General features: G+C 70.6%; 14 protein-coding genes and 1 pseudogene. 3 read left to right on the forward strand and 12 right to left on the reverse strand.

The genetic code is table 11. From position 1 onward, the window contains the following. Both ACGWYJ_RS27710 and ACGWYJ_RS27715 read right to left on the reverse strand, forming a co-directional pair. Window positions 1-159 (reverse strand): annotated as a pseudogene (locus tag ACGWYJ_RS27710) (IS5/IS1182 family transposase); the annotation flags it as partial. A gap of 37 nt (window positions 160-196) precedes the next feature. After that, window positions 197-1,027, reverse strand: coding sequence for a LysR family transcriptional regulator (locus tag ACGWYJ_RS27715; protein ID WP_395109302.1), 831 nt, complete (start codon window positions 1,025-1,027; stop codon window positions 197-199). Between the two features lie 95 nt (window positions 1,028-1,122). On the opposite strand from ACGWYJ_RS27715, the gene ACGWYJ_RS27720 reads away from it, so the two are divergent. Continuing rightward, on the forward strand, window positions 1,123-1,854 hold the full coding sequence (locus ACGWYJ_RS27720; RefSeq protein WP_395109303.1) for an SDR family oxidoreductase: 732 nt from the start codon (window positions 1,123-1,125) through the stop codon (window positions 1,852-1,854). 1,624 nt (window positions 1,855-3,478) lie between these two features. Here the strand turns inward: ACGWYJ_RS27720 and lepB are convergent. The 7 genes from lepB to ffh form a co-directional block, all read right to left on the reverse strand. Beyond that, on the reverse strand, window positions 3,479-4,399 hold the full coding sequence (gene lepB, locus ACGWYJ_RS27725) for a signal peptidase I (protein WP_395109304.1): 921 nt from the start codon (window positions 4,397-4,399) through the stop codon (window positions 3,479-3,481). A 485-nt stretch (window positions 4,400-4,884) separates the two neighbouring features. Continuing rightward, the gene (gene rplS / locus ACGWYJ_RS27730) at window positions 4,885-5,235 is read right to left on the reverse strand and encodes a 50S ribosomal protein L19 (RefSeq protein WP_285698780.1); all 351 of its coding nucleotides are present in this window, start codon (window positions 5,233-5,235) and stop codon (window positions 4,885-4,887) included. Between the two features lie 135 nt (window positions 5,236-5,370). Continuing rightward, entirely contained in the window at window positions 5,371-6,156 is a 786-nt protein-coding gene (trmD, locus tag ACGWYJ_RS27735) for a tRNA (guanosine(37)-N1)-methyltransferase TrmD (protein WP_395109305.1), read from the reverse strand. Continuing rightward, the gene (rimM, locus tag ACGWYJ_RS27740) at window positions 6,153-6,740 is read right to left on the reverse strand and encodes a ribosome maturation factor RimM (protein WP_395109306.1); all 588 of its coding nucleotides are present in this window, start codon (window positions 6,738-6,740) and stop codon (window positions 6,153-6,155) included. Before rimM ends, trmD begins: the two co-directional genes overlap by 4 nt. A 2-nt stretch (window positions 6,741-6,742) precedes the next feature. Next, window positions 6,743-6,985, reverse strand: a complete 243-nt coding sequence (locus ACGWYJ_RS27745) for an RNA-binding protein (protein WP_026414632.1) — start codon at window positions 6,983-6,985, stop codon at window positions 6,743-6,745. Window position 6,986: 1 nt separating this feature from the next. Then, complete coding sequence (gene rpsP, locus ACGWYJ_RS27750) at window positions 6,987-7,445, reverse strand: 30S ribosomal protein S16 (protein ID WP_395109308.1); 459 nt, start codon at window positions 7,443-7,445, stop codon at window positions 6,987-6,989. 632 nt (window positions 7,446-8,077) lie between these two features. Then, the gene (ffh, locus tag ACGWYJ_RS27755) at window positions 8,078-9,652 is read right to left on the reverse strand and encodes a signal recognition particle protein (RefSeq protein ID WP_395109309.1); all 1,575 of its coding nucleotides are present in this window, start codon (window positions 9,650-9,652) and stop codon (window positions 8,078-8,080) included. Between the two features lie 322 nt (window positions 9,653-9,974). Between ffh and ACGWYJ_RS27760 the strand changes: the two genes are divergently transcribed. Together ACGWYJ_RS27760 and ACGWYJ_RS27765 are read left to right on the forward strand one after the other, a co-directional pair. Further along, window positions 9,975-10,688 carry an RNA polymerase sigma factor gene (locus tag ACGWYJ_RS27760; protein ID WP_395109310.1) on the forward strand — a complete coding sequence of 238 codons (714 nt, stop codon included), beginning with the start codon at window positions 9,975-9,977 and terminating at the stop codon, window positions 10,686-10,688. Window positions 10,689-10,760: 72 nt separating this feature from the next. After that, the gene (locus ACGWYJ_RS27765; protein WP_395109312.1) at window positions 10,761-11,669 is read left to right on the forward strand and encodes a hypothetical protein; all 909 of its coding nucleotides are present in this window, start codon (window positions 10,761-10,763) and stop codon (window positions 11,667-11,669) included. A gap of 54 nt (window positions 11,670-11,723) precedes the next feature. Here ACGWYJ_RS27765 and ACGWYJ_RS27770 read toward each other — a convergent pair whose 3' ends face one another. Genes ACGWYJ_RS27770 through ACGWYJ_RS27780 form a run of 3 tightly spaced genes read right to left on the reverse strand, consistent with a single transcriptional unit; the run spans window position 11,724 to window position 15,855 of the window. Next, on the reverse strand, window positions 11,724-14,153 hold the full coding sequence (locus tag ACGWYJ_RS27770) for a [protein-PII] uridylyltransferase (protein WP_395109314.1): 2,430 nt from the start codon (window positions 14,151-14,153) through the stop codon (window positions 11,724-11,726). 14 nt (window positions 14,154-14,167) lie between these two features. After that, window positions 14,168-14,506: a P-II family nitrogen regulator gene (locus ACGWYJ_RS27775; protein WP_395109315.1), complete on the reverse strand. Its 339-nt coding sequence runs from the start codon at window positions 14,504-14,506 to the stop codon at window positions 14,168-14,170. Further along, window positions 14,503-15,855 (reverse strand): ammonium transporter, encoded by a 1,353-nt coding sequence (locus ACGWYJ_RS27780; RefSeq protein ID WP_395109316.1) that lies wholly within the window; start codon window positions 15,853-15,855, stop codon window positions 14,503-14,505. The genes ACGWYJ_RS27775 and ACGWYJ_RS27780 overlap by 4 nt, the downstream gene beginning before the upstream one ends. Window positions 15,856-15,952 lie beyond the last annotated feature (97 nt).

Here is a 15,952-nt window from a genome sequence, read left to right on the forward strand (position 1 = left end):
TAGGCGCAGCCGGTGGCCACGAACACGATCGCCGCTGGCACCTCACGATCGCCGGCACGCCGCCGCCCACCGCCCTGTGGACGCGTCGGCGCAGGTGGCACGACCCGCTGGAGCAACCTCCCACAACTCATCAGGAACCAGGTGCTCCACCATCGTCACGGCGGAACGAAACCGACCCCACCAAACGAAACACTGTCTAAAGGCGAGTGGCCGTCTGGATCAGCCCGGCGAGGGCCAGGGACCGGCTGTGCGGCGGCCAGGCGATCACGGTGGTGACGGTCGGCGCGTCCAGGATCGGCACGAAGGCCAGGTCGCGGCGGAGATGGGTCCGGGCGGTCTCCGGTAGTAGGGCCACCGCCCTGCCCAGCGCGATCAGCTGCAGGAGCTGGGCGTGGTCGTGCACCTCGGGTCCCGGACCGTCGGGGTAGCCGCCGTCGCAGTGCGGCCAGCGTGGCAGCGGAAGGCCGGCGATGTCGGCCATGCGCAGGTCCCCGCGGCCTTCGAGGGGATGGTCTTTCGGCAGGACCAGAATCTGGCCCTCGGTGCTCAGCTCCTCGATGTCGAGGCCGGTCGTCGAGTCGAACGGCCTGTGCAGCAGGCCCACGTCGGCCCGGCCGTCGCGGAGCAGCCGCCCCTGCTCTCCGATCCCGCACAGCAGGACCTCGACGGCGACCGCGCCGGGCTCGGCGGCGTAGGCGTCCAGGAGTTTCGGCAGCAGTTCACCCGACGCCCCGGCCTTGGTGACCAGCACCAGTTTCGGCTCCCCGGCGGCGGCGCGGCGGGTGCGGCGCGCCGCGGCGTCGACCGCGTCGAGGGCAGCCCGGCCCTCTCTGAGCAGGACCTTTCCGGCCTCAGTGAGTTCGACCGTACGGCTGGTACGTTCGAGAAGCTGAACGCCCAGGCGGCGTTCCAGCTGCTTGATCGCCCGCGAGAGGGGCGGCTGGGCGATCCCGAGGCGCTCGGCGGCGCGGCCGAAATGGAGTTCCTCGGCGACGGCGACGAAGTACCGCACTTCTCGCGTCTCCATGCTCTCACCGTACCCGGGGATCAATACCCGCGAGGTATCGAACGCTACCCAGTCGGTGTTGGAGTGCTCTCGGCCGTACGGCCAGGATTTCTGGTATGAGCGAACAGACGATCACGCTGATCACCGGCGCCAACAAGGGAATCGGATACGAGATCGCCGTCGGGCTCGGCGCCCTTGGCCACACCGTCGGCGTGGGGGCCAGGTCCCCGGAGCGGCTCTCGGCGGCCGTCGAGAAACTTCGCGCCGAGGGGGTCGACGCGTTCGCGGTACCCCTCGACGTGACTTCCGACGAGAGCGTCACCGCCTCGGCCTCCCTACTCTCCGAGCGTTTCGGACGGCTCGACGTGCTGGTCAACAACGCCGGGGTGACCGGTGGGATGCCGCAGACGCCCACGACCGTCGCCCCCGCGACCATGCGAACGGTCGTGGAGACCAACGTGATCGGCGTCATCCGCGTCACCAACGCCATGCTGCCGCTGCTCAGGCGGTCCGCCGCACCGCGAATCGTGAACATGTCCAGCAGCGTCGGGTCTCTCACCCGCCAGAGCTCTCAGACCGACGTGCAGGCCGTAGGCCCGATCTCCGCCGCCTACTCGCCCTCCAAGACCTTCCTCAACGCCGTGACCCTCCAGTACGCCAAGGAACTACACGACACCAACATCCTGATCAACGCCGCCTGCCCCGGCTACTGCGCAACCGATCTCAACGGCTTCCGCGGCATCCGCACCGCCCAACAAGGCGCCGCCATAGCCATCCACCTGGCCACCCTGCCCGACAACGGCCCAACCGGCTCCTTCTTCGAAGACGCCGGCGTGGTGCCCTGGTAACTCGTCAACCAAGCCGTACGAAACCCGCGTCCCCGATCTGAAGCGGCCCGGGCTTCGGGCGGCGTTGGCCCAAGTGCACGTCGCCCGCGCGGGCCGAAGCCGGCCGCTACGAACGCAAACCCGAACGCTTCCCCGCCTTCGTCGACATCGCCGCAACCCTCATCTGCTCCCGCCGACTCACCAAGAATCGACCTCTAAGGAGCGCCCGCCGTCTGAACCCGTCCCTCAACACCGTCCAGCGCTACGCCCGTACCCACCCAGCGCGAGACCCTGCGTCGCGCGCCGCGTTACCGGCTCACCCTCGTCGACTTTTACCGCGTCCACCCGCGGGACCTGCGCGCCGCCGATTCAGCATTCCCCGCCCCTACCGCCGTTCTATGAGATCAAGCATTTCGGCTACACCGGCAGTCTTAACGCCCTACCACTAGATCGCCCAAGGTCGGGCCGAAGGAGATCGGTCCGTCATCACCGCACGCCGACTGGCCAGTTTCCTGCTCACCCGTCTTGGCAGGTTGCGTGACAGCGACCCCGGACCGCTGTAGGGGCTCACATCCGTCCGCCCCGAGCTGGCTGAGCTCGACCACCCTGGTCCGTTGTCAACGGAGATGGCTTTCTCCCCCGTCACGGACAACAAGGCTCCCCACTGACGGACATCGATACTCCCCGGTGGTGGAGGTGAGGGCTCCCCGTCCGTCAGCGGGGAGCTGTCTGTCCGCCGGTGGGGAGTTTGCCGTGTCCGCTGACAGTCCGCGGCTTCGCCGGGATCCTCGCCACGGGCGAAGGCTTCGAACTGCCCGCCTTGACCACCGCCACCTGGGCCGCCGGCCTGCGCCACCCGCACGACTTCGCAGGCGGCCCCGAGTTCGACCGCGACGCCCCCACCACAACTGCTGCATCGAAGGCGTCAACACACGCACGAAGGGGATCATGCGGCAGCTGCACAGCCGTGCCGGTTCGGATCCTCGGCCACCGCATCCCGCTGCGGTGATGATCGTTCAGCACCATCACCGATTACCCGACAGAGCAGCAACCCTGCGCCGGCTGATCCCTCCCACCGACACCCCACTTCCGCCCGGGCGGTCCGCGCCGGGTGGCTCGCACGGGGCGAGGTCGATGCGCGGACGCGATGACCGTGGCCGCGATCCCAGGACCCCGAGGAGCAACCCGGTCATCGTAGGTGGGGTGGTGATCCGGAAGGCCGGAGCCCGTTGGCCCCGGCCGGTGTCCCGGGCGGGCCGGATATCCGGCTCACCCAGGAGCTGATTCCTCCTGGAGAACGTGATCGAACAGGTCCGTGGCCTCGACATGGAGGATGTCCGCCGCCGACTCTCGTCCTCCTGCCCCCGTCGGCTCTCCGCCCCGGTGTTCCAAGGCGTACCGGTACGCGCCGCGACCGGAAGCGGGTTCGGGGGTGATGCCGGGCGCTGATCCGGCACGACCACGGCGCAGGCGAAGGGGCGGCCGTTGGCCGGTCTGACATGGCCGGTTACGGTCGCGCCGACCCGGGCGTGTGGAGATCGAGTCCGTTCATCCCGGCCACATGATCGAGCTGCCCGGGGCCGAGGGTCACTGATCACTCGCTCGCCGGCGAGATCACTTCCACATTCGGGGCATATCCGCGCGGTTATCGGCGGAGGCGGCGGCGTAGGTAGGTGATGGGGACGGCGCCGATCAGGCCCAGGGCGATCGGGGTGGCCGGTGCGGCGGCGGAGGCGGCGTTCAGGCCGCGTTGGTCGTAGGTCTCGGGGATCGGGAGGGTGCCGATCCGGTTCAGGGGCCAGACGATGACGAAGGCGCGGCCGATCACGCGGTTGGTGGGGATCGTGCCGCCGCCCGGGTCGCCGCGGTGCGAACGGGAGTCGAAGGACAGGTCGCGGTGGTCGCCCATCACCCAGAGCTGGCCCGGCTTGACGGTGACCTCGAAGGGGTCATCGGAAGGCTTGTTCCGTTCATTGGTGACCGGGTCGGTGAACAGATAGGAGTCCTCGTTGAGGGGGACGCCGTTGACGGTGACGCGGCCCTTGGCGTCACAGCACTTCACCCGGTCACCGGGGATGCCGATGACCCGCTTGATGTAGTCCTTCTCCGTGGGGGCGACACCGAAGGCGGTTCCGATGGTCCGCAGCAGCTTCGCGACGGGGTTGCCGGGCTCCTGGACCTCGGTCTCCGGGTCCCACGAGTCCAGGCCGTTGAAGACCACGATGTCACCGCGCTTCACGTCGCGCGTATGGTAAACGATCTTGTTGACCAGGACGCGGTCGCCCACCTGGAGCGTGTTCTCCATCGAGCCCGATGGGATGTAGAACGCCTGAACGGCGAACGCCTTGATGACCAGTGCGAGGACGAGCGCGACCCCGATGAGGATCGGGAGCTCCTTCCAGAAGGAGCCCTGCTTCTTGGCCTTCTTGCCCTTGGCGGGCTTGTGCTCCCGCTCGGCGTCGGAATCCTTCTCGGAGTCCTGCTCGGAGGTCACGGCCTGCTCGTTTTCGGGCACCGCGCCCTCGGCCTCGGATCGCACGTTTCTCCGATCGTCCTCGTCGTCCATCAGAGCGAAAGCCTATCGGCGCCGAGGCCACGGCACCGTGTCCCCGGCCGTGTCGCCCGCTGGGACGTGTGCGTCAAACAGACGTACACCGCCAAATCGGCAACGCCTCGGTCGATGCGCCGGTTCCCGCGAGTCCGGATGAGAAGCCCTTTCCGAACGGACGGCCGCGGCTCCACTTTCCGATTCGGCCCGTCGGAAAGGTCCGTCGGTCATGCCGATTGGCGAGGATGGTCCCCTGTGCCCTGCCTGCTAACGGTGGGCCCGATGGGCTGCACCGGGCGCGGCGTCCGCCGGTGGCATTTGAGGGAACGCGCTCGGTGTGGACGTGCTCAGCCGGCCGATCTGAGAGGGAGCGGGAGCCGGCTTTCCGGGCGACCCCTCCGTCTGGCGGATCGCGAGGTCGCTTGGGCGCCACCGGAAGGTGGCTCTTCCTGCCCGGCCCCGGTTGGGGCCGGGTGAGGGTCGGCTGCCCTGAACGGGGGGCGTCAGAAGTCCCGCTTCTCCTTGATGCGGGCGGCCTTGCCACGCAGGTTGCGGAGGTAGTAGAGCTTCGCGCGGCGGACGTCGCCCCGGGTGACGACCTCGATCTTGTCGATCGACGGGCTGTTGAGCGGGAAGGTGCGCTCGACGCCGACGCTGTAGCTGACCTTGCGGACGGTGAAGGTCTCACGGGCACCGCCGCCCTGGCGCCGGATCACCACGCCCTGGAAGACCTGGATACGACTCCTGTTGCCCTCCGTGACGCGGACGTGCACCTTGAGCGTGTCGCCCGGACGGAAGTCCGGGACGTCGGTGCGCATCGCGGCCTTTTCGATCTCCTGGATCAGGGTGTGCATGGCGGCGTTTCCTCGCAGGTCGAACGCGGACGTCGAGAGGCCCCTCCCGAATCGTGCATGGGGGCGTCGCGCCGCGCGATGTGTGGTGGCTCGAAAGTCGCGCGCAGCACGCGTCAGCGCGCACAGGGCGACGCTCTAGTGTGCCATAGGTTCGTCGTCCACCGGAAAACCGGCCTCCTTGAGGACCTGCCGATCGCGCTCGTCGAACGCGTCGGCGGGCATCCGTGCCAGCAGCTCGGGACGGTTCCGCGCGGTACGGCGAAGGGCCTGGTCGCGACGCCAGCGGGCGATCGCCCCGTGGTTGCCGGACAGCAGGACGTCCGGGACGGCGCGGTCGCGCCAGACGGGTGGCTTGGTGTAGACGGGGCCTTCGAGCAGGGATTCCATCGCGCCCGGGGCGAACGAGTCGTCGGCCACCGAGGCGGCGTTGCCCAGGACGCCGGGGAGCAGACGGCCCACGGCCTCCACGATCACCAGGACGGCGACCTCCCCGCCGGCGAGCACGAAGTCGCCGAGGCTGACCTCGTCCACCGGCATGCGGGTACGGGCCTCCTCGACCACGCGCGAGTCGATGCCCTCGTACCGTCCGCAGGCGAACAGCAGCCACTCCTCGGTGGCGAGCTCGGCGGCCATGGCCTGGGTGAACGGGCGTCCGCCGGGCGTGGGGACCAGCAGGCGCGGGACGCGCGAGCCGGGTGGCGCGATGGTGTCCAGGGCCTCGCCCCAGGGTTCGGGTTTCATCACCATGCCGGGGCCGCCGCCGTAGGGGGTGTCGTCGACGGTGCGGTGCCGGTCGTGCGTCCAGTCCCGCAAGTCGTGGACGTGGACGTTCAGGATTCCGGAGCGCCGGGCCTTGCCGAGCAGGGAGACGTCCAGAGGAGCGAAGTAGTCCGGGAAGATCGTGACGATGTCGATTCTCATAGCTCGTCGAGACCGGGCGGGGGGTCGACCACCAGCCGTCCGCCGGCGACGTCCACCTCGGGGACCAGCGCGGCGACGAAGGGGATCAGCGACTCACCGCCATCGCGGCGGCGGATCACCAGGAGGTCCTGCCCGGAGTGCCGGACCTCGCTGACCGCGCCGAGCTCGTCCCCCTTGACGGTGACGGCGGTGAGGCCGATGAGCTCCTGGTCGTGGAACTCGTCGGGGTCGGGGGACACGGGGATGTCGGTGGGGTCGACGACCAGCCAGGCACCGCGGAGCTTCTCCGCGGCGTCGCGGTCGCCGACCCCGGCGAAGCGCACGAGCAGACGGCCCGAGTGCCAGCGGGCACGCTCGACCGTCAGGGGGCCGAGACCCGGTGGGTCGGTGGCGAGCTCGGTGCCCGGGGCGAACCGCAGATCCGGATCGTCGGTGCGGACGTCCAGGGTGACCTCACCGCGGACCCCGTGCGGCCGTCCGATCCGGCCGACGACCAGCGGGTCGGAGCCCTTTCCGGGGGCGGAGCCCCGGACTCCCCGGGCCGCGTCCGAAGGACGATCGGGGGGCGGCCCGCCCGAGGTCATGGTCAGCGGACCTCGTTGACATCGAGCAGATCAACGCGCACGTACCGGCCCCCGGACAGGGCGCTGATGACCGTGCGCAGGGCCTTGGCGGTACGCCCGCTGCGGCCGATGACCTTGCCGAGGTCGTCGGGGTGCACCCGCACCTCAAGGACCCGGCCGCCCCTGATCCTGCGGGCGCGCACCCGGACGTCGTCCGGGTTCTCGACGATCCCGCGGACCAGATGCTCGAGCGCTTCTTCGAGCACGTCAGCCCTCGCTCTTAGCTTCGGTGGACTCCTCGGCCTTGGCGTCCTCGCCCTTGGCCTTCTTCGGCTCGGCCTTCTTCCTGGCCTTGGTCTGGGTGGCCGGGGCCTCGGTGTCGCCCATCGACTCCTTGACCGCGGCCTCGAAGACGGCCTTCTTGTCGGGCTTGGGCTCGGCCACCTTGAGCGTGCCCTCGGCACCGGGCTCGCCCTTGAACTTCTGCCAGTCGCCGGTGATCTTCAGCAGGTTGAGCACGGGCCGGGTCGGCTGCGCGCCGACGCCGAGCCAGTACTGCGCCCGCTCCGAGTTCACCTCGATGCGCGAGGGCTCCTCCTTGGGGTGGTAGAGCCCGATCTCCTCGATCGCCCGTCCGTCACGCTTGGTACGGGCATCGGCGACGACGATCCGGTACTGCGGGTTCCGGATCTTCCCCAGACGCTTGAGCTTGATCTTGACTGCCACGGGTGTGGTGTTCTCCAGACTGATACAGGGGTGAACGGGCGTTACCAGGTGGGGACACCGGCGCACGGCCGCTCGTGGACTCCGGGCGCTCAGGACGAGAGAGGGCGCCTGGCGACTCCGGGGTTTCCAGCCTGCCATTCTGCCAGACGTCAGCGGGAAAGACGCAATCAGCCGATGACACGCGGCCATTCTTCGCGAATCCCGCCCACTGCGGCCGCCCGAGCCCGCCCAGCGGCGCCCCGAACCCGTCCCGAACACCAAGCCAACCCCGCACAACGCGCCAGGCTCACCCCCGCGCCAAGCCACACTTTCACCCCCGCCTGGGGCCGCAAACGGACGCCGTCACGGATGGCGGGTCCACGCCTGTGCTGGGTGGTGCACCCGTGCGCCCGTGCTGGCCAGGACTCGCGCTCGGGTTGCGCCGCACTCCCTCTCGGGCGGTGGCCGCGCACCTGTGCCGAGCGCAGGTTCGGGACCGTGCCGGGCGGTGGGTTTGCTTCGGCCCGGATGGCGCGCTTTGCGCTCGTGGTGGCTGCGGACTTACGCCTGTGCCCGGCAGACCTCAGGCTCGTGTCCGTGCCGGATGGCGGGGGCGTGACCGTGTTGGGGGGTGGGTCGCGCCGGTTGGTGGGTTACTTCTTTCTGCGGGGTTGAAGTTTGCCCAGGTCCGGCATCTGGAAGCCGGGGGGGAGCTGGCCGCCCAGGCCGGGGGGGAGTTGGCCGCCCAGGCCCGGGGGGAGGTTCTGGGGGACGCCGGCGGCGGGTTGCTGGCGCTGGCCATCGCCTCCGGCGCGCTGGGCGGCGGCGCGCTTGCGCGGGTCGCCGCTGCGCTGCTTGCCCTTCTTGTTCTTGGCCTTGGCGGCCTTCGCGGCCTTGCGGCGTCCGGGCATGCCGGGGAGTCCCATGCCGCCGGCCATCTGGCGGACCATCTTCTGGGCGTCGAAGAACCGGGTGACCAGGCTGCTGACCTCGCCCACGGTGACGCCGGAGCCCTTGGCGATGCGGGCCCGGCGGGAACCGTTGATGATCTTGGGGTTGGAGCGCTCCTGCGGCGTCATCGAGCGGATGATGGCGGCGACCCGGTCCAGGTCCTTGTCGTCGATCTTGCTGACCTGGTCGCGGACCTGGCCCATGCCGGGCATCATCCCGAGCAGGTTGCCGATCGGCCCGAGCTTGCGGATCATCATCATCTGCTCGAGGAAGTCCTCGAGGGTGAAGTCCTCGCCCGAGGCGAACTTGGTGGTCATCCGCTCGGCCTGGGCGGAGTCGAACGCCTGCTCGGCCTGCTCGATCAGGGTGAGGATGTCGCCCATGTCGAGGATGCGGCCCGCCATCCGGTCCGGGTGGAAGACGCTGAAGTCCTCCAGCTTCTCCCCGGTCGAGGCGAACATGATGGGACGGCCGGTCATGTGCCGTACCGACAGGGCCGCGCCGCCGCGGGCGTCGCCGTCAAGCTTGGTCAGCACCACGCCGTCGAACCCGACGCCCTGGACGAACGCCTCGGCGGTGGTGACGGCGTCCTGGCCGATCATGGCGTCGACCACGAACAGGATCTCGTCCGGGTTGACGGCGTCGCGGATGTCGGCCGCCTGCTGCATCATCTCGGTGTCCACGCCGAGGCGGCCCGCGGTGTCGATGATGACCACGTCGTGCTGGGCGTGCCTGGCGTGGTCGATGGAGCGGCGCGCCACGTCCACCGGGTCGCCGACGCCGTTGCCGGGCTCCGGCGCGTACACGGGCACGGCGGCGCGCTCGCCGATCACCTGGAGCTGCTGGACGGCGTTGGGACGCTGGAGGTCGGCGGCCACCAGCAGCGGCGCGTGACCCTCGGACTTCAGCCAGCGGGCCAGCTTGCCCGCCAGGGTGGTCTTACCCGAGCCCTGCAGACCGGCCAGCATGATCACGGTGGGCGGGGTCTTGGCGAAACGGATCCGGCGGGTCTCGCCGCCGAGGATGCCGATCAGCTCCTCGTTGACGATCTTGACGACCTGCTGTGCCGGGTTCAGCGCCTGGGACACCTCGGCGCCCCGGGCCCGCTCCTTGACCTGCGCGATGAAGTCCTTGACCACGGGCAGGGCGACGTCGGCCTCGAGCAGCGCGACACGGATCTCGCGGGCCGTCGCGTTGATGTCGGCCTCGGAGAGCCGGCCTTTGCTGCGCAGCGACGAGAAAACCGTCGTCAACCGGTCGGAGAGCGTCTCGAACACGTGTCTGGACCGTCCTTGGAAGCTTCTGGGATCAACCTTCAGGGTATCGGGTCGATGGGTGGTTCCCGCCCCCGCCGGAATCACGGAAGTTCCGCCAATCCAGGTGTGACGACTGGGCTGATACGTACGCTGAACGCTTAAGGGGAGCCTTGTGGCGACGCCGTATGGCCCCTGAGACCGTCAGGAATCCCCCATACCGCGAGGTCCAACAGGTGATGACGTGGCCGCCCGCGGGCGCACGAGACGACCGCGTGAGCGGCGCGGCCGTTCCGGGGGGCCTGGGCGTCCGTGGCGTGTACGGCCATTCGGGAGGGGGCGCCGCATGAGGGAGCGCGCGACGCCCTGGCCGGGCGTCCCGGAGCTCGAGTCGGCCCTGCGCGCCGCGCAGGACGGCGACGGGGACGCGTTCCGCCTGCTGTACCGCGATCTTCAGCCCAGGCTGCTGAGGTACCTGCGGGCCCTGGTGGGGACGGAGGCGGAGGACGTCGCCGCCGACGCCTGGTTGCAGATCGCGCGTGATCTCGGGTCGTTCACAGGGGACTATGACCGGTTCCGCGGATGGGCGTCCACGATCGCCCGGCATCGCGCCCTGGACCATCTGCGCCGTGCCGGGCGCCGCCCGGACGGCGGGGTCGACGTCGACTCCCTCGCCGACCTGGTGGCCCGTGACGACACCGAACGGGACGCGCTGGAGCGCCTGTCGACGGGCTCGGCGATCGCGCTGATCTGCGACCTGCCGCGTGATCAGGCGGAGGCGGTGCTGCTGCGCGTGGTGGTCGGCCTGGACGCCAAGGAGGCGGGACGCGTTCTGGGCAAGCGGGCAGGGGCGGTCCGCACCGCGGCCTACCGCGGCCTGCGCCGCCTGGCGGAGCGCCTCACGGCGCAGACCGGCGCCGCCAAGGCGGACGCGGGGTCCCGGAAGAGCGGGCGAGCGGGCGCTGTCGCCTCCGCCGAGCGGTCGGGCGCGGCGCCTTCCGCCGCGGCGCCGTCCGCCGGGCGTCCTGGACGCGAGGCGCCCCCGGAGGGCGGGGGGTAGCACGGGATGGGAGACGCGGTTCGCGGTGACGGGTGTGACATCTCCGGGCGCGGTGGCGCTGAAGAGGATGAGATGAGGACGGACGGCAAGGGATTGGATCGCGACGTCGCCGAGCGGTTGCTCGACGGCGTCCCCGGCGCCCCTGCCTCCGCTCCCTATCTCCTCGCCGATCTCCTCGCCGCCGCGTCGGCACCAGCCAGGGACGCGGAGCTGGACGGCGAGGAGGCCGCCGTGGCCGCGTTTCACGCCGCGCTCTCGCCAGGCGACCCGTCACCTCAGGAGGCCGGGCGGGCCTGGTTCCCGTTCGCCCGGCTGCTGCCGGTGAAGTTCGCGGCGGTGGCTTTGGCGACGGCCACGGCGGCCGGCGGGGTTTTCGTCGCGGTCCAGGCCGGGGCGTTGCAGGTGGATCTGCTCCAGCCCCGGCCGTCCGCGTCCGGGTCCCCGGCGGAGCCGTCGCGGACGGACCCGAGCCCGGTGGGCTCAGCGGGCACTTCCCGACCGTTGCGCACTCGTCCGAACCCGGCCGTGCTAGGGATGTGCCGCAGTTACAACGCCATGCCCCCGCACAGGCGCCAGGACGCGTTGAACAGGCCCACCATGCAGGCGCTGGTCTCGGCCGCGGGAGGCGCGGCCAAGGTGGGCGCCTACTGCGATGTGCTGCTGACGCACCCGCCTGGCCCCGCCGAGCACGACCATGGGAGCAGCAAGGCCACCCCGGGGAAGGACCACGAGGACAAGGTCAAGCCCACGCCCAAGGGGCGTCCGGACAAGGATGCGGACGATACGGCCACGAGCGGGGCGTCCGAAAGCGACGACGATACCGACGACGTCACGGACGACAGCGACACGCCCAGCGTCCCGAACACTCCCGATGAAGCCGAGCGCTCGACGACCGGCGGAACGCAGCAGGAGACGCCCACCACCATGGAGGAATCCGAGCCGGAGGAACCCTCAGCGGACCCGGATCCGGCGGATTCCTGATCCAGGACCGGGCGGAGAGGCGGTCGTGCCCCCGTGGCCGTCTCTCCGCCCCCCTTACCCGGCCTGCTGCCTGTCCGGTGGCTGCAACGCGGCCAAGACGTGCTGCCGTACGCGTGAAAGCCGTGCGGGTTCGGTGAGGGGCCGGTTGGACTCGTCCACTACATAGAAGACGTCGACGGCGTCCGATCCAAGCGTGTCCACCTGGGCGGCCCGCACCTGAAGCCCGCACTCCCCCAGCGCCTGGCCGACGCGCCACAGGAGCCCCGGACGGTCGTGGGCACGTACCTCCACGACGGTGGCCGTGCTGGACGCGTCGTCCACGATGGTGACCCGGGGCGGGGGGACGGGGATGCCGGTCCGTACGCGCAACGACCGGGCCCGCCGTTCCAGGCGCGCGGCCACGTCAAGGCGGTCGGCGAGCATGCGGCGCAGGTCGGCCTCCAGGGCGGCGGGGTCGGGCGGGTTGCCGTATTCGGGAACGGCCGTGAACTCCAGCACCGCCGTCCCGAGCGCCCCGTCCCCGGGCGCGGGGGACGACAGCCGGGCGGTGCGGACGGCCAGCCGGTGCATGGCGAGCACTCCCGCGGCCTTCCAGAGCAGCCCTGGACGGTTCGGAGCGGCGATGGTGACCCGGGACCCCAGGACGCGTACGGAACCGCCGTCATGGCGCGCCAGGGCGAGCTCGGAGGGGCTCAGGTGCGGGGCCGGGGGCGGGGTGCCGCCCGCGAGGGCCGCGGAGGCGCGCCGGGCCAGCTCGGCGATCAGGCCCGCCTTCCAGTTGCCCCAGGCCCCGGGCCCGGTGGCGAGCCCGTCGGCGATCGCCAGCGCGGCCAGCAGCTCCACCAGCTCGCGTTCCCTGCCGGGGACGTCGGACACCGCGGACGTGACCACCTCGATCGTTTTGGGGTCGGTGATGTCGCGCCTGGTCGCGGTGTCGGGAAGCAGCAGGTGGTGCCGGACGAGGGCCTCCAGCACCTTGACGTCCCCGTCGTCGAAACCCATGCGCGCGCCCAGGTCACGGGCCACGACGGCGCCGCTCACGGAGTGGTCTCCCGGCCAGCCCTTGCCGATGTCGTGCAGGAGGGAGCCGACCAGCAGCAGGTCAGGGCGGGACACCTCACGGGTGAGCGCGGCGGCGTTGGCGGCCGCCTCCACCAGATGGCGGTCGACGGTGAAGCGATGCACGGGGTTGCGTTGCGGACGGTTGCGTACCCGTTCCCAGTCGGGCAGCAGCCTGACGATGAGCCCGGCCTGGTCCAGCGCCTCCCATACGCCGATGGCCGCAGGCCCCGCTCCCAGGAGCGAGACCAGAGCGTCCCGTGCCTCGGCGGGCCAGGGCACGGGAGGAAGGGCCGCGTGCTCGGCGAGCCGCCCCACGGTGGCCAAAGCCAAGGGAAGCCCGGCTTGAGCCGCCGCAGCGGCCACGCGCAGGGTGAGCGCGGGGTCGCCCAGGTCGGCGCCACGGGCCAGGACGACTTCGCCCTCCTGCTCCACGGCACCGTCCCCTACGGGCGTGCGCTCGATACCACGCGCACCGGCACCGGACGGGGTGCGCGCCACCCGCACAGCCGACGTTCGGCGCGGAGCGCAGAACCGCTCGACATGCCGCCAGAGATGGTCACCGGCATACGTGATCGTGCGCGCGGCCTCCGCGAGGTTGCGCAGCAGCACGTTGCCGTCGAGCATGCCCAGCGCCTGCGCCACCGCCTCATGCTCTTGGAGGACGAGGCGGTCCGTGCCCCGCCCGGTCACCTCATGCAGCGCGTGCCGCACGTCCAAGAGAAGGTCATAGGCGGCCCGGACGCGCGCATCCGGGGCCGAAGCCACCCAGGACGCGGCGACGGCCTGCATGACGTTCACATCGCGCAGGCCCCCATGGGCCTCTTTGAGGTCGGGTTCCAGTAGGAAGGCCAGTTCCCCCTTGGACTCCCAGCGCTTGCGGCACATCTCCGCAAGCTCGGCCAGGCGTTTGCGCGCGTCGGCGCGCCAGTCCGACAGGACGGCCGCGCGCATCTCGTCCACCAGGGAGTGCTCACCCGCGATACGGCGGGCCGAAAGCAACCCCAGGGCCGCCTTCATGTCGGCGCGGGCCACCTCCCTGGCCTCGTGGACGGTGCGCACCGAATGGTCGAGCCGGACCCCCGAGTCCCAGATCGGGTACCACACGCGGTCGGCGACCTCGGCCACGTCCGGGCGTCCCCGGTGCAGGAGGACCAGGTCCAAGTCCCCTCCTGGCGTCAGCTCGCGCCGCGCGTGGCTGCCGACGGCGACCAGCGCCACGCCGTCCACGGGCCGATGGCCCGTGAAGCCGCCCCCGTCCGGTCCGGTCAGGACCGGTCGTCCCCGCAGACCGGGGCTGACGCCGCCCAGCAGCAGGCCGGTGAGCCAGTGGTCGAGCTCACCAGCGCGCGCGGCCCGCGCCGCCACGAGGGCTGCGCGGGCCGCGTGTGTCTCTCCCCCGAGAGTGCCGTGAACCAGCGTCATCCGTCCCTACAGGGTCACAGGGCATCCGTGCCGGTCTCGCCGGTGCGGACGCGGACGACGGTCTCGACGGGCACCGCCCAGACCTTGCCGTCGCCGATCTTCTCGGTACGGGCGGACTTGACGATCACGTCGATGATGTCGTCGGCGTCGTCGTCGTCGACCAGCACCTCGACCCGGAGCTTGGGCACCAGGTCGACCTTGTACTCGGCGCCGCGGTAGACCTCGGTGTGGCCCTTCTGCCGGCCGTACCCGCTGGCCTCGCTGACGGTCAGGCCCTTGACCCCGAAGGTCTCCAGGGCCGCCTTCACCTCGTCCAGCTTGAACGGCTTGATGACCGCTGTGATCAGCTTCATGCGTCTGCCTCCACCTTCGTGGCCGAGCCGGCCGGGGCGCCGGCCGCGGTCGCGGACGAGGGCAGCGAGGCCCCCACACCGGCGTGGACGCTACCGAAGTCGTAGGCGGTCTCGGCGTGGGCCGCGCTGTCGATCCCGGCGACCTCGTCCTCCTCGCTGATCCGGAAGCCCATGATCAGGTCGATGACCTTGGCGATGAGGAAGGTGACCACGAACGAGTAGACCAGGGTGGCCACGACGGCGACCGCCTGCTTGCCCAGCAGCGAGGCGCCGCCGCCCGCCAGCAGCCCGTCCGCGCCGCCGTCGTTGACGGCCGTGGTGGCCAGGACGCCGATCAGCAGGGCGCCGATGATGCCGCCCACCATGTGGACGCCGACCACGTCGAGCGAGTCGTCGTACCCCAGCTTGTACTTGAAGCCGACCGCGTAGGCACAGACCGCGCCGGCGACGAGGCCGATCACGATGCCGCCGAGCGGGGTCACGAAGCCACAGGCCGGGGTGATCGCGACGAGCCCGGCCACGATGCCGGAGGCCAGGCCGAGCGTGGTCGAGCTGCCGTCGCGCAGCTTCTCCACGACGATCCAGGCGAACGCGGCCGCGCAGGTGGCGCCGAGCGTGTTGATGAACGCGACGGCCGACAGGCCGTCCGCGGCCACCGCGGAACCGGCGTTGAAGCCGAACCAGCCGAACCACAGCAGAGCGGCGCCGAGCAGGACGAACGGCAGGTTGTGCGGGCGCATCGGGTCCTTCGGCCAGCCCTTGCGGCGGCCCAGGACCAGGGCGAGCGCGAGCGCGGCGACACCGGCGTTGATGTGGACGACCGTGCCGCCCGCGAAGTCAAGCGCGCCGAGGTCGAACAACCAGCCGGCCTTACCGTTCTCCTCACCGTCGCTCCACCAGACCCAGTGCGCGATCGGGAAGTACACCAGCGTCACCCAGAACAGGGTGAACACCACCCAGGCGCCGAACTTGGCGCGGTCCGCCACGGCGCCGCTGACCAGGGCGACCGTGATGATCGCGAAGGTGGCCTGGAAGGCCACGAACACCAGCTGCGGGATGCCTGAGCCGTCGTCGGCGCTGGCCGCGGTCTCCAGGCCCACCAGTCCCCAGTCGCCAAGCCCGCCGATGAACGCGCTCAGGCCCCCTGCCTCGCTGAAGGTGAGGGAGTAGCCGTAAACGATCCAGACCATGCCCACCACGGCGATGCTGACGAAGCTCATCATCATCATGTTGAGCACGCTCTTGGCCCTGCTCATCCCTCCGTAGAAGAACGCCAGGCCCGGTGTCATCAGCAGGACGAGTGCGGTGCTCGTCAGCATCCAGGCGGTACTACCGCTATCTACATTCATCTCGGGGAGAGCCCCTCCTCGACAGGGAACTTGGACTGCTCCGAGATTCGAATGCAGCGGTTTCGCCTGAAAGGCCCTCGTGTTTCTACGGTGTGAA

The organism is Actinomadura sp. SCN-SB (assembly GCF_043906805.1).
Classification (GTDB): Bacteria; Actinomycetota; Actinomycetes; order Streptosporangiales; family Streptosporangiaceae; genus Spirillospora.

What these genes read in the sequence shown, in the direction of transcription:
- ACGWYJ_RS27765 (WP_395109312.1), top strand. Translation starts at nt 10,761, where the DNA reads ATGAGGACGGACGGCAAGGGATTGGATCGCGACGTCGCCGAGCGGTTG.
- ACGWYJ_RS27720 (WP_395109303.1), top strand. Translation starts at nt 1,123, where the DNA reads ATGAGCGAACAGACGATCACGCTGATCACCGGCGCCAACAAGGGAATC.
- ACGWYJ_RS27775 (WP_395109315.1), bottom strand. Translation starts at nt 14,506, where the DNA reads ATGAAGCTGATCACAGCGGTCATCAAGCCGTTCAAGCTGGACGAGGTG.
- ACGWYJ_RS27715 (WP_395109302.1), bottom strand. Translation starts at nt 1,027, where the DNA reads ATGGAGACGCGAGAAGTGCGGTACTTCGTCGCCGTCGCCGAGGAACTC.
- ACGWYJ_RS27770 (WP_395109314.1), bottom strand. Translation starts at nt 14,153, where the DNA reads ATGACGCTGGTTCACGGCACTCTCGGGGGAGAGACACACGCGGCCCGC.
- rplS (WP_285698780.1), bottom strand. Translation starts at nt 5,235, where the DNA reads ATGCACACCCTGATCCAGGAGATCGAAAAGGCCGCGATGCGCACCGAC.
- ACGWYJ_RS27760 (WP_395109310.1), top strand. Translation starts at nt 9,975, where the DNA reads ATGAGGGAGCGCGCGACGCCCTGGCCGGGCGTCCCGGAGCTCGAGTCG.
- ACGWYJ_RS27780 (WP_395109316.1), bottom strand. Translation starts at nt 15,855, where the DNA reads ATGAATGTAGATAGCGGTAGTACCGCCTGGATGCTGACGAGCACCGCA.
- trmD (WP_395109305.1), bottom strand. Translation starts at nt 6,156, where the DNA reads ATGAGAATCGACATCGTCACGATCTTCCCGGACTACTTCGCTCCTCTG.
- lepB (WP_395109304.1), bottom strand. Translation starts at nt 4,399, where the DNA reads ATGGACGACGAGGACGATCGGAGAAACGTGCGATCCGAGGCCGAGGGC.
- rimM (WP_395109306.1), bottom strand. Translation starts at nt 6,740, where the DNA reads ATGACCTCGGGCGGGCCGCCCCCCGATCGTCCTTCGGACGCGGCCCGG.